This is a genomic window from Amycolatopsis sp. WAC 04197 (assembly GCF_003947475.1).
GTDB classification, from domain to species: Bacteria; Actinomycetota; Actinomycetes; order Mycobacteriales; family Pseudonocardiaceae; genus Amycolatopsis; species Amycolatopsis japonica.
Genome location: NZ_QHJK01000010.1, coordinates 391279 through 413559 on the forward strand (window position 1 = coordinate 391279; position 22281 = coordinate 413559).

18 protein-coding genes and 1 tRNA gene are annotated in these 22281 nt (G+C 68.2%); 6 read left to right on the top strand and 13 right to left on the bottom strand.

Annotated elements, in window-relative coordinates:
* Positions 1-50: 50 nt before the first annotated feature.
* The 5 genes from DMC64_RS34320 to DMC64_RS34340 all read right to left on the bottom strand — a co-directional run bounded on the left by DMC64_RS34320 (position 51) and on the right by DMC64_RS34340 (position 8087).
* A complete protein-coding gene (locus DMC64_RS34320) occupies positions 51-1589 on the bottom strand; it encodes a S8 family peptidase (RefSeq protein ID WP_125736856.1) in 1539 nt (512 codons plus the stop codon).
* A gap of 27 nt (positions 1590-1616) precedes the next feature.
* Positions 1617-3077 (bottom strand): trypsin-like serine protease, encoded by a 1461-nt coding sequence (locus tag DMC64_RS34325; RefSeq protein ID WP_125736857.1) that lies wholly within the window; start codon positions 3075-3077, stop codon positions 1617-1619.
* A 25-nt stretch (positions 3078-3102) separates the two neighbouring features.
* Entirely contained in the window at positions 3103-4662 is a 1560-nt protein-coding gene (locus DMC64_RS34330) for a S8 family peptidase (RefSeq protein WP_125736858.1), read from the bottom strand.
* A 234-nt stretch (positions 4663-4896) separates the two neighbouring features.
* A complete protein-coding gene (locus DMC64_RS34335) occupies positions 4897-7647 on the bottom strand; it encodes a LuxR C-terminal-related transcriptional regulator (RefSeq protein ID WP_125736859.1) in 2751 nt (916 codons plus the stop codon).
* 17 nt (positions 7648-7664) lie between these two features.
* Entirely contained in the window at positions 7665-8087 is a 423-nt protein-coding gene (locus DMC64_RS34340; protein WP_037341956.1) for a hypothetical protein, read from the bottom strand.
* A gap of 411 nt (positions 8088-8498) precedes the next feature.
* Between DMC64_RS34340 and DMC64_RS34345 the strand changes: the two genes are divergently transcribed.
* Complete coding sequence (locus tag DMC64_RS34345; RefSeq protein WP_125736860.1) at positions 8499-9281, top strand: DUF2637 domain-containing protein; 783 nt, start codon at positions 8499-8501, stop codon at positions 9279-9281.
* Positions 9282-10219: 938 nt separating this feature from the next.
* Here the strand turns inward: DMC64_RS34345 and DMC64_RS34355 are convergent.
* Positions 10220-10657 carry an Lsr2 family protein gene (locus DMC64_RS34355; protein ID WP_125736861.1) on the bottom strand — a complete coding sequence of 146 codons (438 nt, stop codon included), beginning with the start codon at positions 10655-10657 and terminating at the stop codon, positions 10220-10222.
* Between the two features lie 151 nt (positions 10658-10808).
* Here DMC64_RS34355 and DMC64_RS34360 point away from each other — a divergent pair, with 151 nt between their 5' ends.
* Complete coding sequence (locus DMC64_RS34360) at positions 10809-10994, top strand: excisionase family DNA-binding protein (RefSeq protein WP_158634278.1); 186 nt, start codon at positions 10809-10811, stop codon at positions 10992-10994.
* Positions 10995-11155: 161 nt separating this feature from the next.
* Entirely contained in the window at positions 11156-12229 is a 1074-nt protein-coding gene (gene xerC, locus DMC64_RS34365; RefSeq protein ID WP_158634279.1) for a tyrosine recombinase XerC, read from the top strand.
* Positions 12230-12301: 72 nt separating this feature from the next.
* Here xerC and DMC64_RS34370 read toward each other — a convergent pair.
* A tRNA-Asn gene (locus DMC64_RS34370) sits at positions 12302-12374 on the bottom strand.
* Positions 12375-12537: 163 nt separating this feature from the next.
* Between DMC64_RS34370 and DMC64_RS34375 the strand changes: the two genes are divergently transcribed.
* Positions 12538-12717 (top strand): hypothetical protein, encoded by a 180-nt coding sequence (locus tag DMC64_RS34375; RefSeq protein WP_007031230.1) that lies wholly within the window; start codon positions 12538-12540, stop codon positions 12715-12717.
* A gap of 50 nt (positions 12718-12767) precedes the next feature.
* On the opposite strand, the gene DMC64_RS34380 is transcribed toward DMC64_RS34375, so the two are convergent.
* Genes DMC64_RS34380 through dnaG form a run of 3 tightly spaced genes read right to left on the bottom strand, consistent with a single transcriptional unit; the run spans position 12768 to position 15967 of the window.
* Entirely contained in the window at positions 12768-13532 is a 765-nt protein-coding gene (locus tag DMC64_RS34380; protein WP_125736864.1) for a trans-aconitate 2-methyltransferase, read from the bottom strand.
* Positions 13533-13547: 15 nt separating this feature from the next.
* Positions 13548-14060: a hypothetical protein gene (locus DMC64_RS34385; RefSeq protein WP_125736865.1), complete on the bottom strand. Its 513-nt coding sequence runs from the start codon at positions 14058-14060 to the stop codon at positions 13548-13550.
* A gap of 2 nt (positions 14061-14062) precedes the next feature.
* Positions 14063-15967: a DNA primase gene (gene dnaG / locus DMC64_RS34390; protein WP_199755185.1), complete on the bottom strand. Its 1905-nt coding sequence runs from the start codon at positions 15965-15967 to the stop codon at positions 14063-14065.
* Positions 15968-16175: 208 nt separating this feature from the next.
* Here dnaG and DMC64_RS34395 point away from each other — a divergent pair, with 208 nt between their 5' ends.
* On the top strand, positions 16176-17114 hold the full coding sequence (locus DMC64_RS34395) for a sigma-70 family RNA polymerase sigma factor (protein ID WP_125736867.1): 939 nt from the start codon (positions 16176-16178) through the stop codon (positions 17112-17114).
* A gap of 58 nt (positions 17115-17172) precedes the next feature.
* On the opposite strand, the gene DMC64_RS34400 is transcribed toward DMC64_RS34395, so the two are convergent.
* On the bottom strand, positions 17173-17739 hold the full coding sequence (locus DMC64_RS34400) for a carboxymuconolactone decarboxylase family protein (RefSeq protein WP_125736868.1): 567 nt from the start codon (positions 17737-17739) through the stop codon (positions 17173-17175).
* Positions 17740-17913: 174 nt separating this feature from the next.
* Between DMC64_RS34400 and DMC64_RS34405 the strand changes: the two genes are divergently transcribed.
* Positions 17914-19155 (top strand): aldehyde dehydrogenase family protein, encoded by a 1242-nt coding sequence (locus tag DMC64_RS34405; RefSeq protein WP_125736869.1) that lies wholly within the window; start codon positions 17914-17916, stop codon positions 19153-19155.
* Here the strand turns inward: DMC64_RS34405 and DMC64_RS34410 are convergent.
* Entirely contained in the window at positions 19145-20947 is a 1803-nt protein-coding gene (locus DMC64_RS34410) for a glycosyl transferase (RefSeq protein ID WP_125736870.1), read from the bottom strand. The genes DMC64_RS34405 and DMC64_RS34410 overlap by 11 nt on opposite strands.
* A 9-nt stretch (positions 20948-20956) precedes the next feature.
* Positions 20957-22033 carry a serpin family protein gene (locus tag DMC64_RS34415; RefSeq protein ID WP_125736871.1) on the bottom strand — a complete coding sequence of 359 codons (1077 nt, stop codon included), beginning with the start codon at positions 22031-22033 and terminating at the stop codon, positions 20957-20959.
* Positions 22034-22281 lie beyond the last annotated feature (248 nt).

A 22281-nucleotide genomic window follows, 5' to 3' on the forward strand; every position in this document is an offset into this window, starting at 1 on the left:
GAGGTGGGGCCGGTCATCGCGACCGGCCCCACCCCTCTCACCCCACCTGGTCAGAAGGTGATGGTGAATCCGTCGATCGAACCGGTGTCGAACTTGAAGACGTCCTGAACGCTCAGCTTCCAGGTGCCGTTGGCGTTCTCGTTGGCGGCGTCGACCGTGTAGGTCTCGTGCACACCGGCGGGGCTGCCCACCCCTCCCGCCTTCTTCAACCGGTAGGTGGCGCCGCTGGGCCCGATGAGACTCACCGTCAGGTCGGCCGAGTAGGTGTGGCTGATGTCCACCTTGACCGGCAGCGACGAGGACGCCTTGCCATCACATCCTTCCTGGGTCACCGAGCTCGTCACCGCGGCACCGGCGTCCGGGATCGCCACCGGGGTGGTGTTCGACTTGGCGCCGCACTTCGGCTCCGGGCCTCCGCCACCGATGAACGAAACGTTCAGCAGCTTGTTCAGCGAGCCGCTGCCGGGGTTCTTGACCACCCCGTCCGACGCGTTGTTCACCAGCGCGTCCCGGGCCTGTTTCGGCGTCGCGGACGGGTTGGCCGCCAGGTAGAGCGCGGCCGCGCCGACGACGTGCGGCGTCGCCATGGACGTCCCGCTCATCACCGCCGAACTCCCGCTGTTCGGGCTCAGCGACGTGATGTTGCTGCCCGGGGCGAAGATGTCCGTGCACGAACCGTAGTTCGAGAACGACGAACGATTGTCGCCGGAGTCCGTGGCGTTCACCGTGATGGCTTCGGGAACCCGGGCGGGGCTGGTGTTGCAGGCGTCGGTCGACGCGTTGCCGGACGCGACGCCGTAGACGACGCCGGACGCGATCGACTTCTTGAGCGCGTCGTCACCCACGCCGGGCGCGTCCATCGTGAGGCTCATGTTGGCCACGGCCGGTTTCCGCGCGTTCGCGGTCACCCAGTCGACGGCGTCGATGATGCCCGAATCCGGACCGGTGTTGTTGCATCCGAGCACCCGGAGGCCGACGATCTTGACCTTCTTGGCGACACCGTAGGTCTTGCTCGCGATGGTGCCCGCGGTGTGACTGCCGTGCCCGTTGCAGTCCTTGCCGTCACCTCCCATGAAGTCCTTGCCGATACTGGCCCGGCCTTCGTACTCGGGGTTGTCGGGGTTGATGCCCGTGTCGAGGTCGTACGCGGTGACGCCCTCGCCGCTGTTGTTGTAGGTGTACTTCTTGTCCAGCGGCAGGGATTTCTGGTCGACGCGGTCCAAACCCCACGTGGGGTTGGTCTGCGTGTCGGTGCCGCGGGCGGTGCCGTCCTGGTAGACGGCCTTGACCGACGGATCCGCCGCGAGCCGCCTCGCCTGCCGCTCGGTCATCTTCTTCACCGAGAAGCCGTTCAGGGCCGCGGACCACGTCGACCGCACCTCGCCGCCGAAACGCCCGGTCAACGAGGTCGCCGATGCTTGCGCGGTCGCGACGCCGTCCTTCAGCACGACGATGTACTGGTCGGCGTAATGCTGTTTCGCCTGGACCACAACGCCTTCGGCCTCGGCCGCGACGGCGTTTCCGATGCCCAGTGCCAGCAAGGGGGTCAACGCGCCCAAGGTCAGCAGCAATTTCCGGTGGTTACGCATGGAACATCACCTCCGTGGGAAGAACGATCACTGGACGGTGAGCGTGTAGGTGGCGGTCGACGTCTTGCCGGCGCCGTCCTTCGCCGTCACGGTGATCGGGTAGGTACCGGGTTGGAACGGCGCGAAGATCTGCATCGTCGAGCTGCCGCCGCTGGAGATGCTTTGCGGGTTGAAGAACGGCGCGATCGGCAGCCCCGAACCGGACGCCGACAGCGTGATGGAGCCACTGCCGCCGGTCGCGGAGACCGTCGCGTTCACGAACTGACCCGCCCGTGCGGTCCCCGAGCCGGGGTTGACCGTGACCTTGAGGTCGCCCGGCTCACTGCCGCCCTTGCCGACGGTCAGCGTCAGCGTGGTGGTCGCGGTGTCGGTCGTTCCCTTGCCGGACACGGTGATCGTGTAGTCCCGCTCCGGCGTTCCCGCCGCGGTCTCGATCGTGAGCTTCGCGGTGTCGCCGGACATGATGGACGAAGGCTGGAAGGTCGCCTTGGCACCGTCGGGCAGGCCGGACGCGCTCAGCGCGACGTTCTCGCTGCCGTTCTTGCCTTCCTTGCTCGTGATCGACGTCGAAACGTACTTGCCGGGGTCGGTCTTCACCGCGCCGGGGGACGCCGCGAGGGTGAACTTGTCACCGCTGGGCACGTCACCGATCTGCTGCTTGACCCAGTCCCCCATCTCGTTGTTCAGGCGGCTGTAGACGCTGTACCAACGGAAGTCGCTGCGGCTCCACGACGTGATGCCGACGACCACGCCGTTGACGATGAACGGACCACCGCTGTCACCGGGGAGCACGGTCTTGCGGCCGTCGGAGTACCCGGCGCAGATCATCGTCTTCGGGTCGACGCCGTTCTCGACCCCGGTGCACTGGTTCGGGTCGACGATCGGCAGGGTCAGCTTCTGCAGTGTGACGTCGGGCGGGCTGTCGTTCTGGGTCTTCTTGCCGTATCCGAGGCTGAAACCGTCCTTGCCCGGCGTTTCGAGGCCGGTGTCGGCCGAGGTGGCGACCTTCGCGTAACCGCCCGCGGGGACCGGGATGTCCCCGTCGGTGGTGATGATCGCGACGTCGTATCCGTTCCAGGGCTGGGTGAACTTCGGGTGGAGTTGGTAGTCGACGACCTTGAGCTGGGTGCCGCCCGTGCTCACCAGATCGTCCAGTCCATAAAGGACTGTCTTTTCGCCTGCCAGTTCCTTGCAGTGTGCCGCGACCATCACCTTGCGCGGTGCCACGACCGAACCGCTGCAGCTCTGCCCCTTGGGCCGTGAGCCACCTTCGCGCAAGGCCGCGATGGCGAACGGGTAGTCCTTCACCGAGGCGGGTACGCCGCCGATGCCCTGGGCGTGGGCGCCGTCGGGGATACGGACGTCACCGGTGGGTGCGATCGCCGACGCGGTCGGCTGGGGAGCGGCACCGGCCGTTCCGCCCAGGACGGGGATCGACAGGGCCGCCACACCCAGCGCCAGCAGGCCTGCGATTCTCTTCTTCTTCACGGTGGTTCCTTTCACAGGGGAGAAATCAGAAGGTCAGGGCGAAGTCGTCGATCACGCCGGTGTCGAACCGGTAGACGTCCTGGACACGCAACTTCCAGTCGCCGGTGCGGCTTTCCCCCGAGGTGTCGACGGTGTAGGTCTTGGAGAGGTCGATCGTGCTCACGCCACCGGCCTGCTTGAGGTTGACGACCTTGCCGCTGGGCGTCACGAGGTCGATCTTCAGATCGGCCGAGTACGGGTGTTTGATCGCCACCGCCACCGAAGTGCCGGAAGTTCCCTTGGCGTCGCAGGAGCCGATGGTCACCGTGCTGGTCACGGCGTCGCCTGCGTCAGGGATCGCGACGTCGTCCGCGCTCGTACCACCCGCGCAGGACGGCGGATTCGGGGTTCCGCCGAGGAAACCGGTGTACAGCAGCTTGTTCGGCGAGCCCTTGATGTCGGAGATCTTGCCGGGCGTGGCGTTGTCGAGCAGCGCCTTGGTGACCTGCGCCGGGGTGGCGGACGGGTTCGCGGTGAGGTAGAGCGCGGCCGCGCCCGCGACATGCGGGGTGGCCATCGAGGTGCCGCTCATCTGCTGTGTCCCGCCGCCGTTGCGGGTCGACGTGATGTTGCTGCCCGGACCGAACAGGTCGGTGCAGGACCCGTAGTTCGAGGACTGCGAGGAGTTGAAGATCGATCGCTTGTCCTGGATGTCGCTCGCGGCGACCGTGATCGCCTCGGGCGTGCGGGCAGGCGAGACGTTGCAGGCGTCCTGGCCCTCGTTGCCCGCGGCGACCGTGACGGTGATACCCGCCCGGACCGCTCCTTGAACCGCCTGGTCCACTGTGGACGTCGCCCCGCCGCCGATGCTCATCGTGAGCACCGCGGGTTTCCGGGCGTTCTTGGTGACCCAGTCGATACCGGACACGATCGTCGACCAAGGCGCGCTGCCGTTGCAGCCGAGCACGCGGACGGCGACGATCTTCACACCTTTCGCGACCCCGTACGTCGTGCTGCCGACGGTTCCCGAGACGTGTGTGCCGTGGCCTTGGCAGTCCGAGGCATCGCTGTCGTTGTCCACGAAGTCGTAGCCACTGCTCGCGCGGCCGCCGAACTCCGACTGGCGATAGTCGGTGCCGGTGTCGAGCACGTAGACCGTGGCACCGTCGCCTTTGTTGGCGTAGTCGTACTTCTTGTCGAGCGGCAGGTCCTTCTGGTCGACCCGGTCCAGGCCCCAGGTGGGGTCGTTCTGGGTGTCCGTGGCACGCGCGAGGGAATCCGGCTCGACCGAGGCGACGGCGGGATCCGTCGCGAGCCGCCGGGCCTGCGCCTCGGTCATCCGGCCCGCGAAACCGCGCAGCGCGGCGTCATAGGTGCGCGTGACCTGTCCGCCGTACTCCGCCGCCAGTGAGCGAGCATCGGCGGTGGTCATCGTCGATGCCTTGAAAGTGACGAGGTACGAGCCCGGAATGGCGTCCGGTACCCAGGCCTGGACGGCGGGCCCTACCGGCGAGGCGACCGCGGGCAGCGCCGACATCGAAGCGCAGACGGCGAGCGACAGGCCCGCGATGGCCGACACCCATCGGGGTCGGAGATTTTCGCGCATTGAATACTCCTGAATGCAGGGGAATCGACACCGGGGAGACAGTGCGAACGTGACCACAACCACGTTGTGACAACAGTGAGTTCTCCACCGGCGAAGAACAATAGGTACTACACCCGGCCGGATACTCAATTAAAAGCGCACATTTTTATGCTCAGTGCCGTGGTGTCATTGAATAAGGGACCTCATGAAATGCCGAATACCCGACGATGCGATATCGGCATTCTTTCGTGACGGTCAGGCCCGCTGCTCGCGCAGCAGATCCTCGGTGAGCACCGCACGCGACGGCAGATCCAGCTTGGTCAGCGCCCGCCCGATGTGGACTTCGACCGTCCTCGCGGAAAGGAAGAGCCGCTCCGCGATCTCACGGTTACTGAGGCTTTGCGCGGCAAGCCGCGCGACCTCGAGTTCGCGCGGCGACAAGGACTGCCCGTATCCACGACGCCCCCTCGACGGAGTGGTCGGGTCGTGGCGCGCCAGAAGCCGACGGCACCGCTGGGCATCCGCGGCGGATTTCAGAGAACGGTAAATGGTTTCGGCGGAGGTCAGCGCTCCCAGCAGTTTCCGGTGGTCACCGAGTTCGGCGTGACACTCACCCGCGAGTTCGCTCGCGACGGCGGCGGCATAAGGCCTTGGCAACGCCTGATAGGCCAGGGACGCCCGGCCGAACGATTCGGCCGCGTCGCCCGGTCGTTTTCGGGCGAGCAGACCTCGGCAGAAGAGGGCGGCGGCGTGGGCGAGCGGCGCGTCGCGCTCGGCGATCCCTTCCTGATACTCGTCCACCAGCCGCGTCGCCGCTTCGTGCTGTGCCAAGGCGACGAGCACCCGTACGGCGGACGGCAGGAGTTCGGCCGCCCAGACCCAGTTGTTCTTCCGGCGAATGGTCTCGAGCCCGCTCTCCGCGAGCCGCGCGGCGGTGGGAAGTTCTTTGGCCGCGAGGAGGACGGTCACCCGCCCGGCGAACGCCGAAGCCTGCTGCGGCACGTTCCCGGCCGCGAGCGTGAAGGCGGCGTCGAAGTTCCGTGAGGCCTCCTTGCGACGTCCGTTGCCCAGCCGGTGCCAGCCCAGCGCGAGCAAGGGTTCCGCCGCGAGCGAACTGCCCTCCCCGACACGCTCCAGCAACTCGCGGACGCGGGGCTCCACTTCCGGCCAGATCCCCATCGCGACATCGAGCCGAAGGTCCGTCCCGGCGGCGAGCGCCTCCAAATAGGGCTGTTCCTCGTCCTGGATCAGCCTCCGGGCCGTGGCCAGATAAGTTCTCGCCACGGGGTAGTACCCGTTCCACGCAGCCGCGTCGGCGAGGTTGATGTAGGTCCGGCTGACCTGCCTGCGCACCTCGGCCGACCGCGGCGAGGCCGGCAGCGTACCGACGTCCTGCCAAGCTCCGGGATCGGCGATCTGCATCCGCCCGGAAACCCTGTTCGCGGTCACCGCGGCGATCAGTTCGACGTCACGGGTGCCCTGGCTGGCCCGCACCGCCTCGTCCAGCCGGCGCATGTTCTCCTCGACCGGAACCGCCCCGACGTGAGGAAGCGCCAAGGTGATCAAGCCGCGAGCGAGAAGCGGGCGCCGGTCGGCGAGATCCGTGATGGCCAGCTCGATCTCCGAACGGCCGGCGTCGATCTGCCCGGCCTGATTGATGAGGACACGACCGAGGTTGATCCGGATCTCGCCGCGGGCGGCCTTGCTCATCGGCCACTCACGCGCCGCCGTGCGCAGCAGCCGCAGAGTGGATTCGCCGACCAGCCCGTACGCCGTCTCCCTGCTGAGGCGGACGGCGAAGTCCTCCCTGTTCGCACGGGAAAGTGCCGCGTCCCCGAGCGCGGCCTCGAGCAGACGCACGGCGTCCTCCGGCCGGCCTTCGGCGGTCGCCAGGTCCACGGATTCCGCGACCCGCCGGGCCCACTCGTCGAGCTCGCCCGCCTCCCGGTGGTGGTACGCGATCCTTTCGGGTCGCGGTTCGTCCGAGCCGGCGAGGAACCGCGCGGCGTTGGAGTGCAGCCGGTACCGCCGAGGGCCCGGGACGGCGGCATGGACCGCGTCGGCGATCAAGGGGCTGCGCACCGCATAACGATCACTGCCCTGGTCTCGCAGGAATCCCCCGGCCATCGCCTGAAGCAGGTCGTCGACGATTCCGGCCCAGTCCGAGCCTGCCACGGCCGCGAGGGTCTTGCCGCACACCGGTCGCCCGAGGATCACCGCGGCGGCCACGATCGCCGCGGCGCCTTCGTCCAGCACGGCGTACCTCGCGGCGAGTTCCGCCGCCCAAGCACCGGGGACGACCTTCTCCGAAAGTTTCACCACGGCCCGCGCGTCGAGTCCGGCGACCGATTCCAGGACCGCCGTGACCGCGGCGGCCACGCCGTCGGTCCGGCGATGGACCCGCTCGGCGAGTTCCAGCGAACCGGTCATCGCCGCGATGTCCTCGACCTGAAGCGGCTTCAGGGTGAACCGAGCCGTCACTCCGGCGCGGGGAGGCCACCACGAGTCGCGGGCTTCGCGTTGCCGCAACCGGATCGCCGAGCTCGTCAGGACGACCAGCCGTTCGGACGGCCTGGACGCCAGGTAGCGGAGGAACTCCTGGGTTTCCTCGTCCGCCTCGTCCGCGTCGTCGACGATCAGCAGCGTGCGTTCGGGCAAAGTCAGCAGCTCACGAAGCGCGCGGTGCACCAGGTGACGATCGGACCCGAGTGGATCCGGCAGTACGGGCCTCAGCTCCGGAAGCAGCGGGTGAAGAACTCCGGCGAGGGGCGACAGACGGTCGGCCATCCCCGTCCATTCGCCCGCCGCGGTTCCCAGCGCGTCGAGTACCGGCGCCAGCGGCACGGGAGCGCGCTCTCGCGCGCAGCGGGCCTCGATCACCGTCCGGTTCCGGCCTTCGGATCGTGCGACCCGATCGAGGAGGCTCGTCCGCCCGGAGCCGGGCTCACCTTCGACCACGATGAAGGCCGACGGCTTGGCGATCTCCTGCTCCAGCGCTTTCTCCACCGCGGGTGCCCCTTACGTCAGTGTGACCGGCCCAGCTCGACGAGCGAGTCGAACAACGACTCGACCGCTCGGCACACCGCGTGTGGAGGCGTGTCGTGCGGGCCGATGACCTCGGCGAGCCGCTCCCAGGCGAACGTGCCCAGCACACGGGCCAGCACCGCCCTGACCGCCGCCGGTTCCCCGGGCACAGGGTGCAGCGCGTCCGCTCCCCCGCTGAGATCCGCACCGGGATCCAGCGCGTCGACGCATCGCGACACCACCTCCCGGGTCAGCCGGACCACCACCGCGAGCGCCGGCCCGCGCAGGTAAGGCGCGATGTCGGCGGCCGCGCTCATCCGGACCAGGACGGCGGCCACGATGCTGTCGCGGACCACGGACGCGGGCGAGACGACGGCCGGCACATTCTTCCCTTCGACGCCGTACCTGAGCCTCTCCAGCATCTCCGTGGACGGTGGCCGTGACCAGCCCGCACGCGATAAGTGAGGGTACGTAGAGAATGCGGCGCGCCGTTCAGGCGGAGGGCCGGCGCGTCGCCGGTGGTTGTGTCCAAAATGGATCTCGACGGCTTCGACGCCGCGTTCATGACTCCGCCACTGTGGACAGCGGTGCGCCTCAGGCACGGGTCTGCCGGTCGAACAGGTGCCGGACACCGCTGTAGCCGCGGAAAGGATCCGCTCCACCGAAATGCAAAAAGTCCCGACCGCTATGGTCGGGACTTTTTGGATCGATGCTGCTGGTACCCCCGACGAGGTACGAGCAGCTTCCACCCAGGCTGACAACGGCTCTGACCTGCGGATTTCCGCAACCGTAGCGCTGCCACGCCGCAGCCGCCGCCGCTCGGGAGGCGCCGCGTGAGCGCCTTCTCCCTCCGGATCCAATGCGCCTGCACCGCGCTTGTCGCCCTCGGCGCCGCCTACGCCTCCTACATTCACGGACGCCAATTCGCCCTCCGATTCGGCGCCGACACGATGACCGCGTCGATCTGGCCACTCATCGTCGACGGCCTGCTCACGACCGCGACCGTCGAGCTCTGGAAACCGAGCCGCGACGGCTCCAGCCGGTGGGCCGCCTGGGCAGCCTTTCTCTTCGGCATCTCGCTGTCGCTCTGCGCGAACATCGCCTCGGCTCCGGTGACGAGCGCCTTCGGCGTCGCCGTAGCCGCTTGCCCGCCCCTTGCTCTGCTGCTGGCCGTCGAACTCCTCAAACGCGCCCTAGAACGCCACCGCGCCGAACCTGCCGATCAGAAGCCGGCACCCGCTGAACGACCTCCCACCGAGCCGGCCGTTCCCGTGACACCACCCTCGAGCGCTCCTCTTCCCACGATCACGTCAGAGCAGGAGAACCACTTACCGAAGCCGACAGCCGAACAGCTGATGTGGACCCACTATCAACACGAAAGCGCCCAAGGCCGAACACCCACCGGCGCCGAACTGGACCGCGTCGCCGGAACCCACAACTACGGCCGCCGCATCCTCCGAAAGTGGCGTCGCGAAGGCACACTCCCGCGCACAACCACCGCCGAGCCCGAAGCACCCCGCTCCCGCAAGACACAGCCCGAATTCCAAACGACGACACCGAACCCCCTCCCCCAGGTCAACGCCCTTGAGCGACAACTCACCGAGTCGGCGCCCTGAGGCTCGCTCCAGATCCTTCTGATCGACAACGGGCCAGGCCGGTTATCGACAAATAAGCCAAGCGTGGCGGGTTGCCTGCCACAGGCTCACCCTGCGGGGATTCGACCCCATCCAACCGTCTACAAAGGACGACGATTTCATGGTCAATCCTTGATTCACGGGAGCGCTGCTCGCGTCCGGTTCGGCGACGATCGTCGCGGCGATCAACCGGGTCGGTGACCTGGCGACCGCGGCGGTGTCCGTCGAACTCCACGAAGCCCTTCAGCGAGGCCTTCCCGTGGCCGAAGCGCTAGCCGAAGTCGTCGGCCGCGACCCACTGCGCCGCCCGTTCATCTGTCTGGGAAGCGGCGCGTAGAACCCTCAACCGAACCACAACGAGTGTTGCCCTGCGTTGCGCGCTGATACAGCGCCTTCTTCTCCCGCGGCCGTGAGCCACGGCCAATCGCGTTACCCGTCGAGTCGAAACACAGCCGGCAGGACGTCTTCCTCGGAGCCGTCCTGCCCCGAGGTCCGGCTGGCCGGCCTGTGGTGCCGAGGCACCCGGCCCTGGCCTGCCTTTCACTCACTTGTGGTTTCCCGACCGTCGTTCGGAGAGCCAACCACTCGTTCACCGACTACATGGACTTCGAACCGGCCGGGGTCGTAGCCGCCGGCCTCCCACGCCATCTCACTCGTCTCGACATGCCACTCTCGCCCTGTGTCACGTTCCCGCACCAGCCAGGTCAGCCCGTCCACCTCCTCGCCTACCTAGTGCCTGAGAGTAGAACATACGTTCGCAGCCGACTCAATCGCCCGCAGAGGACCCGCCCAGACTCCGGAGCGACCGGGTTCAAGCGGCAAAAGTCGACGAGCGCACGGGGGACGAGTGTGGCTTGCGGGATCTCCAAGGTGAACTCATCCGCAACTTGGGCGTGCGGGAACGAGCGAAGGCGATCAGCTCAGACGGCAGCGGATTTCTTCTTCCGAGGCGAACGCTTGCGGGCGGCCGGGACCTCTTCGACCGGCTCCGCCGCGGCGACCTCGGCCGCGTCATAGGCTTCGTAGACCTCGTTGGGGATCCGGCCTCGGGCGGCGACCGCGTAGCCGTTTTCGCTCGCCCAGGCGCGGACAGCCTGAGTGCGCTCACGGTCGACCGTCCGTTTCGGACCTTCAGCGGTGTCCGCGCTCGTCGCCTGCCCGGTCGCGACCTTGACCCGACGCCCGCCAACACGTTTACCCGCCTCGACGTACCGCGCGAGCTCCTCACGCAGAGCCTCGGCGTTCTCGTCCGACAGGTCGATGTCATACGAGACACCGTCGAGAGCGAAGGGAACCGTCTGGGTCGCGATCCCGCCATCGATATCGTCCACGATCTGGACGACGACTTTCTGAGCCATGAAGGGCCTCTCCTGCAGAGTTGTTCACACCAATGATCTAAGGAATCCTAACGGACCTTCACCGGATCGACCGTAGACCCGCCATGAATGAAACACCAGGTCGACGTGCATACCTTCATCGAACCATCGCACGACCATCCGGGAGGCGTTCGTGAGTGACGAAGACGTATTGCCACGCAAAGCCTGGACCCCTCGCGAGGCCGCGCTGCAACTGGGCATCCCCTACGAGACGGTCTTGCGCCTCATACACGACGGCAAGCTCGCCGCCGTCACCGCCGGTCGCTACTACCTCGTCCCGGACGCGGCGATAGACAGGTTCTTGAATCCAGGAGCTTGAGCAAGAAAGTAACAACGAAAATGGGACGCCCTCCTACCCCTGTCGGCGCATACGGTGTCATCACGACGCTGAAGTTGCCACCGACGAAATCCGGCCGTCCGCGCTACCAGGCGCGCACTTACTTCCGAGCCGGGGACGGGTCGCGGCGACTCGTCCGGCGGGTGGCCGCCACGAAGACGCAGGCCATCAACCGCCTGAAAGAGGCGCTAATCCAGCTTTCCGACGAGGCCACAGGCGACGACATCGGCAAGGAGACCCGGCTGGATGTCGTCGCCGACCTGTATCTCGAGGAACTGGAACTGGAGGCCGAGCTCGGCAACCTAGCGCCCGGCACCGTGAATCTCTATCGCCGCGTACTGAAGAATTGGGTCCGTCCCGCTTTGGGACGGCTTCAGTGTCACGAGGTCCGGGTGTCTAGGTGCGACCGGGTCGTCAAGAACGCGCGGGTGAAGAGAAGCTACGACACGGCCAAGCTCGTCAAAGCGGCGCTGGCCGGCGTGTGCGACTACGCGGTCCGGCACGGCGCCATGGACGTGAATCCCGTCCGGTCTTTGCGGCGCTTGTCGCGGGGCGGCAAGAAGGAGATCCTCGCGTTGACCACGAGTCAGCGTATCGATCTTCTCGCCAAGCTCCGCGCCTACGGACCGACTCGTCAAGCCGACTCGCGAGGGCGATCGCTGGGCCGCCGGGGACGGATCTGGCTGGACCTGCCGGACATCATGGAGGCGATGCTGTCGACCGGCGTCCGCATCGGGGAACTGCTCGCGATGTTCGGTTCGGACGTCGATGTGGATGCCTCGACTGTGGCGATCGGCCATCACGTCGTCCGCGTGACGGGAGCGGGGCTCCGACGGGAGCCGCTACGCAAGGGCGGGGTCGACGGCTTGCTGCTCATCGTCCCGGAATGGTCGATGGCGATGTGGGAGCGGCGCCGCGAGGCCGCTGGCGATGGCCCCTTGTTCGCTTCGTTCGCCGGTGGCCTCCTCGACCCGTCGAACGTGATCAACAGGATCGAAGAGGCGATGAAGGCGATCGGCTACGGGTGGGTCACCAGTCACGTGTTCCGGAAGACGGTCGGTCTGGTGCTCGACGAAGCGGACCGGCCGAGCACGGCGATCGCGGATCAGCTGGGCAACACGGTGGCCGTCGTCGAACGTCACTACCGGAAGCCGAGGGCGTCGAACCAGGCCAACGTGGCGGCCTTGGAGGGGATGCTGGACCCCTCCGGTTTGTAATCGCTAAATCATCCCTCGGTTCGAGACGAGCCCGGAAAACGAAGAAGCCCAGGCCTGTGGCCTGGGCTTGTGCTCCCCCGCTTGGACTCGAACCAAGAACCCTCCGGTTAACAGCCGAATGCTCTGCCAGTTGAGCTACAGGGGATCGTGCTCCGCACCGGCCGGATCGCTCCGACCGATGAGAGAACTTTAGCCCATGCCCTCCGGCGGCCGTTCACCCACCCCCCACTTTCGACATCACCTCGTCAAGCTCGCGTTTTGAGGGACAATGACAGCCGGAGCAAGATCGAACGGAGGCGTGGACTCGGATGAAGATGTTCCTGCTGGGTGCGGCCGCGGGCTATGTGCTGGGCGCGAAGGCCGGCCGCGGGCGGTACGAGCAGATCGTGCGGACCTACCGCAAGATCGCCGACCACCCCATGGTGCAGGGCGCCGCCGGGGTCGCTCGCGCCAAGGTCGGTGAGCGGTTCGGGCGGCCTCAGCGCTGATCCTGGGCCGAAGGGGCCTTTCGCCGCGTTCGACGTGGCGAAGGGCCCCTTCACTGCGTCACGGCGACCACGAAGACGCGCCGGAACTCGAACCAGGTGGTCCCGTCGGGGCGTGGCGGATAGGCCTCGTCCAGTTTGCTAGCGAGCTGCGCGCGGAAGCGGTCCCAGTCCTCCCCGCGCAGGGCCTCCTTGACCGGCCGCAGCGCGGTGCCGGTGATCCATTCGAGTACGGCGTCCTCCCCGGCCAGCCGCTGCAGATACGTCGTCTCCCAGGCGTCGACGGCGCAGCCCGCGTCGGCGAGGAGGTTCCCGTAGCCGAGCGGGCTTTCGACGGCCCCGTTCTCCCGCAGGACGACGTCGGCGAGGCGCGTGGCCCACTCTTCGGTGCGCGCGAGGGCGCGGATCAGGGCGTGCGACGGGGCGTCGAAGTTGCCGGGGACCTGGAACGCGAGCGTCGCCCCGGACGGCAGGAGGTCCACCCAGCGGCGGAGCAGGTCACGGTGTTCCGGGACCCACTGGAGCACGGCGTTCGAGATGACCACGTCGGTGTCCGGCTCGGGCACCCAGTCGTTGACGTCGAGCACTCGCGCGTCGACACCCCGCGATCGCGCGGCTTCGACCATTTCGGGTGAACTGTCGCTCGCTTCGATGATCGCGTCCGGCCAGCGTTCCGCCAGGCCGGCGGTCAGATTCCCGGGGCCGCAGCCGAGGTCGACGACACGGCGGGGCGCCTCGGCGGGTATCCGCCCGACGAGGTCGTGGAACGGCCGGGCCCGCAGGTCGGCGTAGTCGAGGTACTTCACCGGATCCCACACAGTACGAGCGTACTGCTAGCCGTTCGGCTTCGCCAGCTTCTTGGCCGCTTCCTCGGCGATCGCCTTGACCAGTTCGACGTCGGTGCCCGGATCGGGCCGCACCTGCAGCACCGTGCCGTCCTGACCGGGGACCTTGCGCTCGACGAACCACGCTCCCCCGGTCCCGATTTCCTTGCGGTGCCGACCTCGGACCGAGCCGTCCACCCGCTGCCGCACGAGGATCGGGACCTTGCCGGGCCGGGTGAGCTCGAACCGGACCGGCGTCTTGTCGGCCAGCAGCACGGCGTCCCCCGCCATGCCGATCTCCTCGGACTCGGTCAGGGTCAGCACACCGGTGGACCACGCCGCCTTGCCGACCAGATGCCAGCCGACCCGGCGCGGCCCCGGGATCCACAGCCCCAGCGGTGTGACCAGCAGATATCCGCCGCCTTCGACCGCCGCGCTCCCGACGACGTGCTCACCGTCGTCCAGCGAGCCGCCGAAATCCGCCGGGACACGGTCACCCAGCAGGTGACGCAGCCAGCCCATGCTCAGTCCAATCCGCCGATGGCCTGTTCCTTCAGCGCCTTCCGGTACTGCTCGAGCGCGACGAGGTCGCCGAACAGCGCGCGATAGTCGTCCGGCGCCTCGACCGGGGAAAGCCGTTGGAGCTTCGACTTGATCTCGTTGATCTGGCGGCCGACCAGGCTTTCCTGCACCGCCGCGAGCTGCGCGGAGATATAGCGCGAGTCGACCTCTCCCTTGGCGCGCAACGGTTCCACCGAAAGCTCGCTGAGCACGCGCCGCACCGTGCCCTGCGGGCAGTGCGGGGCGGCCGCGTCGAGCAGGGCGGGCCCGGTCAGCCCGGAGCCCGCTCCGCCGGCGGACAGCAGCGCCTTGTGGATGGCGACGTAAACCGGATGGGTGAAGGCGTCCTCGGGCAGGGCGTCGTACTCGGCTCCGGCGAGCATGGGCTGCTGCAGTGCCGCCTTGAGCGCCTCGCGCTGCGCGATGAAGCGCGGATCGCCGGGTGCGGGCCTGGGCAGGTCCTCTTCGGCGGTGGCGGTGGCCGCGGCGGCCGGGCGCCGGACCTCGACGGTGGCGGAGCGTTTCGCCGCCGCCCCGGCGCTGCCGCGCACCCGGTTCACCACCTGCGCCGCGTCCTGCCAGCCGACCCACCAGGCGAGTTTCGACGCGTAGCCGTCGCGGCTGGCCCGGTCCTTGATCCCCGCCACCAGCGGGACGGTCTTCTGCAGCGCCGCGACCTGGCCGTCGACGGAGTCGAGGTCGAAGGCCTTGAGCATGCTCTTGATCGCGAACTCGAACAGCGGGATCCGCCGCGCGACCAGGTCGCGCACCGCGGTGTCGCCCTTGGCGAGCCGCAGTTCGCACGGGTCCATGCCGTCGGGCGCGACCGCGATGTAGGTCTGCCCGGCGAAGGTCTGGTCGCCCTCGAAGGCCTTCAACGCCGCCTTCTGACCGGCTTCGTCACCATCGAAGGTGAAGATCACTTCACCGCGGAAGGCGTCGTCGTCCATCATCAGCCGCCGGAGGACCTTCATGTGGTCCTCGCCGAACGCCGTCCCCGAGGACGCGACGGCCGTCGGGACCCCGGCGGCGTGCATCGCCATCACGTCGGTGTAGCCCTCGACGACGACGACCTGGTGCCGCTTCGCGATCTCGCGTTTCGCCAGGTCGAGGCCGAACATCACCTGCGACTTCTTGTAGATCGGCGATTCCGCGGTGTTCAGGTACTTCGCCGAGACACGGTCGTCGTCGTAGAGGCGCCGCGCGCCGAACCCGACCACCTCGTTGCCGACGTCGCGGATGGGCCACAGCAGCCGCCGGTTGAACCGGTCCATCGGCCCGCGCTGCCCCTCCTTGGCCAGCCCGGCCGTGAGCAGTTCCTTGACCTCGAACCCGCGATTGAGCAGATGTTTGGTGAGTTTGTCCCAGCCCGCCGGCGCGTATCCGCAGCCGAACGTCTGCGCGGCGGCGGAGTCGAAACCCCGTTCCGACAGGAAGTCCCGCGCCGCACGCGCGTCCGGGGTGAGCAGCTGCTCGGCGTAGAACTCCTGGGCCGCGCGGTGCGCCTCGATCAGCCGGGCGCGGGTGCCGCGATCACGCTGGACGCTTCCGCCGCCGCCTTCGTAGGTCAGCCGGAAACCCACGCGATCCGCGAGCCGCTCGACGGCCTCCACGAACGAGATCAGGTCCATCTTCTGGATGAACTTGATCACGTCACCGCCTTCGCCACAGCCGAAGCAGTGGAAGGTGCCGTGGGTGGGGCGCACGTTGAACGACGGGGTCTTCTCGTTGTGGAACGGGCAAAGCCCTTTCAGGCTGCCCCCGCCCGCGCTGCGCAGCGCCACGTAATCGCCGATGACCTCGTCGATCCGGTTGCGCTCGCGCACCTCCGCGATGTCGCTCTCCCGAATCCGTCCTGCCACGCTCATCACTCTAGGCCGTGTCCGGTCCGTCGCTTCGATGGGCTTCGTGATCCAGGTGGTTCCTGGCGGTGCGGGCGGATCGGCCTCGTACCGGGTCGTACTCGGCCGCATCCGCCCGTGCCGTCAGGGGCCGCCTGGGCGCGAAGACCGCGAAGTGACGGACCGGACACGGTCTAGTTCCCACTCCTCGAGCGGTGTGCGGCACACTCGGGGAATGAGCACCGCCCTGGACGAACTCGCCGGGAACTTCGCCGCGCTGCGGCCTCATCTGGTGTCGGTCGCCTACCGGCTCACCGGCACGCTGTCCGACGCAGAGGACGCGGTCCAGGAGTCGTGGCTGCGCCTGAGCGGCATGGACGAACGCCGCCGCGAGGCCATCGAAGACCACAAGGGCTGGCTGACCACCGTCGTCAGCCGGATCTGCCTCGACCGGCTGCGGTCGGCGGTGGTGCGCCGCGAACGGTACGTCGGGGAATGGCTGCCCGAACCGGTTCTCGGCCCGCTCGGCACCCCTTCGTCGGAGGACCCGCTCGCCGTCGCCGTCCGCGACGACGGCATGCGCATGGCGGCGATGGTGGTTCTCGACCGGCTGACCCCGGAGCAACGTGTCGCGTTCGTCCTGCACGACGCGTTTTCGGTGCCGTTCGGCGAGATCGCCGAGATCCTGGGCTGCACGACGGACGCCGCGCGTCAGCACGGTTCCCGCGGCCGCCGCGCGGTCGCCGACGCCGATCCGCCGCCGCGGACGGCGCTCGCCGAGCAGCAGCAGATCATCGAGAAGTTCATGACGGCCATGCTCACCGGGGACATCCAGGCGGTGGCGGAGGTCCTGCATCCCGACGTCGTCCTCGTCGGCGACGGCGGCGGCAAGGCGCGCACCGCGGTGCACACGGTCGCCGGGTTCGACAAGGTCACCCGCCTGTTCCAGGGCCTCATGCGGATGTACGACCCGGCGGGGATGGACCAGGCGCGGCTCGCGCTGGTCAACGGCGACCTCGGGGTCTACCTGCCGCCGCAGCCCGGTTCCGAGCGGTATCGGGCGCTCGACGAGCACGTCGACGCGTTCTCCATCCGCGACGGGAAGATCGTGGCGATCTACGACATGGCGAACCCGGACAAGCTCACCACCGCGCGGACCCGCGTCGGCCTCTGACCGCGTTTAGTCCTCTGAATGCGCCCAGGCGCATTCAGAGGACTAAACGCGGGTGGTTTCAGGGGAGCGGGATCTTGCAGGCATCACCCGACGTGAAGCCCTGCGCGGTGATGTCGAGCGCGCTGTTCATCCGGGCACGCATGTTCTCGAGGCCGATCTGGTAGGTCAGCTCGATGACGCCCTTGCGGCCGAATTCGCGTTCCAGTTCGGCGACCTGCTCGTCGGTGACGGTCACCGGGCTCGCGGTCATCGCGTCGGCGTACGCGAGCGCGAGCCGTTCCTGGTCGGTGAAAGCGGGCGACTTCGCGTAGTCGTCGATGTTCTTCAGCCGTTCGATGTCGAGACCCTCGTGCAGTTGCAGCATGGTCCCGAAGTCGATGCACCACGAGCAGCCGAGCTGGGTCGCGACGCGGTACACGGCCAGCTCGCGCACGTTCGACGGCAGCGTCTTGCTGGCCTTCTCGGCCATCATCTCGTGCATGCCGTTCGCCCGCAGCAGGGCGGGATGGTGCGCGTAGACGGCCATCGGCTCGGGCACGGCGCCGAAACGCTTGCCGGCGAACTTGTAGAACAGCTTCAGCAGGAAGCCGGCTTCGGCGGTCTTCACGGCGGGAATGCGCGGCATGGTGTCCTCCTCGTGCGAGTGCGTTCACCGACTGGACGAGGCGGCCCGCGCGGACGTGACAGCACCGTCGGTGACGTGCGCCACCCCCGCTTTTTAGCCTTTTCGCCGGAACCGCCAGTCGATCATCGACGCTAAGCTGGTGAGCTGGCACTTTTCCTTCCACCGAGGAGGACCATGCTCGCCGTCGAGGATCCCGCCACCGGACAACGGATCACGGACGTCCCCGACTGCGGGCCCGCCGAAGTCGACAAAGCGGTACGCGCCGCGGCGGCCGCCTCCCCCGCCTGGCGTGCCACGGACCGGCGCGCGGCCTTGATGTCGTGCGCGGTCGTCGTCGAGGAGGCCGCGCCCGTACTGGCGCCCGTTCTCACCGAGGAGCAAGGGAAACCGCTTCGCGAAGCCGAGGCCGAGTTCGCCGGAGCGGCGGCACGCTTCCGGTACTTCGCCGGTTCCGGGCCCGAATCCCGGGTGCCGGTCGACGGACCGGTCGCCGCGATCACGTCGTGGAACTTCCCCGTGCAGCTGGCCGTCGCGATGCTCGCACCGGCGTTCGCCGCGGGGAACACGGTGGTGCTCAAGCCTTCGCCGCGCACGCCGCTCACCACGCTGCACCTCGGGCGGATGCTCGCGGAGGTGCTGCCGCCGGGCGTGCTGACCGTGCTCACCGGCCAGGATCCCCTCGGCGAGCTCCTCATCGCCCATCCCGGGATCCGGCAGGTCGCCTTCACCGGCTCGGCCGAAACCGGGAAGCGAATGGCGGCCGCGCCGGAATGGCGACAGCTGACGCTCGAACTGGGCGGCAACGCTCCCGCGATCGTCCTTCCCGGCACCGATCCGGCCGCCATCGCGGAACGGCTCTTCTGGAGCGCTTTCGCCAACTGCGGGCAGATCGGCGTGGCGGTGGAACGGGTCTACGCCGTCGGACCGGTCTACGACGGCGTCGTCGAGGCGCTGGCGGCCATGGCGACGGAAGTCGTGGTGGGCGACGGAAGGACGCCGGGAACGCAGATCGGCCCGGTGAACAACCGGCCGCGCCACGACCGCGTCACCGGTCTCACCGACGAGGCGCGGGCGAGCGGCGCGCGGATCGTCACCGGCGGACCGCTCGACGGGCCCGGGTACTTCTTCGCACCGGCGATTCTCGCCGAGGCGCACGACGGGATGCGAGTGGTGACCGAAGAGCAGTTCGGGCCGGTGCTTCCGGTCGTCCGATGCTCCACAGTGGACGAAGCCGTCGGGCTCGCGAACGCCACGGCGCCCGGCCTGTGCGGATCGGTGTGGGGCGCGGACGAGGAGCACGCCGCCGAAGTCGCGGCGCGGCTCGACTTCGACACGGTCCGGGTCAACGAACACCGGGCCGACGAGCCGTTCGCCGGCTCGCGGTGGTCCGCGAGCCGGGCCGGACTCAGGGAGTGATCGTCCGGACGTCCCACACCCAGACGCCGTCGATGAACTCGGCGGGCTTCCGCAGCAGAAGGTCCACTGTGGTCCGGAAAGCGTCCTGGTGTTCGCGCGGGATCAGCACGAGCACGTCGGCGTTCCAGTACCGCAGATCCGCCAGCGCCTGCACCCGCTGCGACTCGGTGATCGTCGCGGGCACGCCGGTCTGCTTGATCTGGTCGAAGATGATCGACGTCGGCCGCTGGATGGCGCCGTAGCGGCCGCGTTTGTCGTCGGGCCCGCTCGGGCCCACGAAGTAGCCCTCCGGCATCGAGTAGCCGAGCCCCGCGTCGATCTGCCAGTGCAGCGGTTCGGATTCGCCGGAACTCGGCAACGGCACGGGCACCACGGTCCCGCCGGGCGCGACGTAGCTCCGCCAGGTGCCGTCGGCGAGGAATCTGGGTGTCTGCGGCCGGTCCTTGACGATCAGCTGGGTCGGCGCGATCGGCAGCAGGACCGCGATGACGACGCCGATCCACACCAGCCGCAACGGGAATCGCCGCTCCCCCGGCACTTCGGGCAGTTTCGACGCGACCGTGTAGACGCGTTCGGTCGCCAGCGCGAGCAAGGCGCCGATGAGCGGGATACAGCCCATCGCCAGCCGCGATTCCAGCAGCGACTCGAACAACGGCAGTTCCGAAAGCAGCTTCCACGGCCCCGGGATCCCGGTCTCCTCGTGCACCACGATCAGTTGCACGCCAAGGGAAAGCCAGGCCATCACGAACATGGAGATCGCCAGCGCCCGTGCGAACACCTCGCGCCACAGCCAGGCGGTGATGACCACCATCAGCACGATCAGCGGCCAGCCGAAGAAGGCGTTCTCTTCGGTGCGGTTCATCGACACGTCGGCGGCGGCCTGCGGCTGCCCGGCGACGGACTGCGTCGCGAACCGGGTGAACGCGGCCGTGTCGTTCCCGACCGGGCCGTGCTCGATCGCCTGATAGCTCTGCGGGCCGAAGAACTGCCACCACAGCGGGAAAGCGCACAGCACGAGCGCCACGAGCACCCCGATGCCGACGCCGATCCCCAGCGGTTTCGCCATCGGCGGGAACTCGCGGTGGTTCGTCGCGAAGTAGGCGATGGCGAAGATCGCGAACGCCATCGCGAAGATCAGCAGCGGTTCCTCGCCGAGGAAGATCTGGTACGCCGCCAGCAGCCCCAGGAAGATCCCGTTGCGGACCGGGCGTTCGCCGCGCGCGATCTTGAAGACCTTCAACGCGATGAACGGCAGGACGAACCACGCGACGAAGTTCGGGTGCGCGTTGCCGTGCGAGATCATCGGCGGGGCGAAGCCGACGAACGCGCCGCCGATGGCCGCGCCGACCCGGTGGGTGACCAGATGCCGCGAGAAGACCCAGTACCAGGCGGCCGCCGTGCCGGCGAGACCGCCGGTGAGCGCGATGGCCCAGGTGACCGTCGGGCCGAAGGTGAGCGTGACCGGCGAAAGCGGGATGCCGATGCCGAGCATGGCCGTGTTGGCCATCAGGTTCACGCCGAGCGGATGGTTCTGGAAATGCGAACTGAGCGGGTTCCTCAGGTGCAGCACGTTGTCCGCGGTGACGGAGAAGAACCACTCCCACAGGTTCTGATCCGACGCGCTGTTCCAGAGATAGCCTTCCTTGAGGTCGAGCCAGAGCCCGTTGTAGAGCAGGAAGGCGAACAGCAGGAAGCCGCCCATGATGGCGGCGTCGGCGGCGGCGAACCGGCGGGGTCTCGTGGGAGCCTTCTCGGGTTCCACACTCGCCGCCTCAGCCTGGAAAAGGCTCACTGACCGTCCTCACGGCTCGACTACGCGGGCGAGGAAGTAGATCACACCCGTCGAGGCATGCCTCACGAGCAGAAGGAAGGGCCGATCGACGGCGACTTCCAGGGGTTCGTCGACGATGAGCGACGTCAGCCGCATCAGCACCGCCGTCGCGGCGGCGCCTTCGAGGCCCTGCTCGTCGATCCGGAGCACGGACTGGTGGAGCACCTCGGACACTTCGAGCCGGTCGTCGTCGGCGAGGCCGGTGAGGTCGGCGCTCGCGGTGAACATCGTCCGCACGCCGAGATCCTGGAGTTTCGCCGTCAGCGGGCTGTCGACGTCGAGGTCGAGTTTCGGCAAGGACAGCGCGATCGTCTTGGACCGCGTGTTCTCCAGCAGCCGCGCCAGCTTCCCCGCGTCGAGTTCGGCGTCGTCGAGGTCTCCGTCGGGCAGCAGGACGATCGCCTCCACCCCGCCCTCGGCGCCGAGACGGACGACCTGCCAGCCGTCCTCGTGGGTGTGGTCGAGCTGTTTTTCGAGCCACATCGTCGGCACCGTACGGGTGCCGGACGGCGCGTGGAAGTCCGCGGGCGCGGTGTTGTCACGCGAGAACGGATTGGTCCAGGCGGTTTTGAGATACAGGGCGTTGACGATCGCGGCGACGGTGTCCTCCGCGACGGTCCCCGGTTTCAGGAGTTCGGGGATCAGCTCGCGGGTGGCCCGCGCGACGTCGGCGTTGATCAGCGCTCGCGCGGCCTCCGGATCGTCGCCGAACGGGGCGCTCTCGACCTTCCCGCCCGGCCAGGTGGCGAGTTCCTCGCGGAACGAGTCTTCGAGCGGGAGCCCGTCCCAGGCCCAGAGCGTGTTCGCGACCGCGAGTTCGGGACTGTCTTCGAGCAGTGACGAGGCCTTGCCCAGCAGGTCGGCGAGCTCGTCCGGGTCGCCGAGCAGCGCGATCAGTTCGTCTCTGGTCTTCCCCTTGGCGGCCTGCGTCACCAGGCCGAGCGCGCTCGCGATCGAGTACGGCGAGAAGCACGCGTTCTCCGCGCGGCTCGCCAGCACCCGATAGAGGTCCAGACCAAACCGGAGGTGGCTTTCGACAGCTCCCATGCCGCAGACCGTACCGTGCACGGGCCCGTCCGTCTCCTGTCCGAAGGTAGGTGCCGTCAGTGGTAAGGACGGTTCCAACCGCCCCTAGCACTCACGAGGCCGGCACCGCACTCACGTGATCGAAGGCGGAATTCGCGTGTTCAGAGGCGGAACACCCCGAGTGCGGCCTCCAGTCACGCGAGTCACGTCCCTGATCACGCGAGTTACGCCTCCGCACACGCCGCGCCCTGGGTGCCCAGTCCGTGAAG